The organism is Corynebacterium sp. UMB9976, assembly GCF_030212265.1.
In the GTDB taxonomy this organism is placed as follows: Bacteria; Actinomycetota; Actinomycetes; order Mycobacteriales; family Mycobacteriaceae; genus Corynebacterium.
In genome coordinates this window covers 1-240 of the sequence record NZ_JASODY010000168.1, presented here as the reverse complement: position 1 = coordinate 240, position 240 = coordinate 1, and the positions used below count along the sequence as shown (strand labels likewise).

Below are 240 nucleotides of genomic sequence, written 5' to 3'. Positions count from 1 at the left end.
ACACGCGGACGCCTTCCGGGACCGAAGCGACCGCTTCGTCGACCCATTCCTGCAGCTGGCGGCGCAAGACGCGCTCATAGCCCGCGCCCTGAGAAACTGCGGCCGCATACGGCTCCGCTTCCGGAGCAACCATGGCCACGTGGAGCTCGGCATCGCGGTCCACAGCGAGCGTGATACCCAAGTTCAGGGCGTCACGGCCCGCCGCGGTAGCGACGTAACCTACAAGGATTCGACGGGATG

Annotated in this window: 1 pseudogene; it reads right to left on the bottom strand. The window is 66.7% G+C overall.

Annotated features, from left to right (window positions below):
* Window positions 1-240: pseudogene (locus tag QP140_RS10250) on the bottom strand (universal stress protein); the annotation flags it as partial.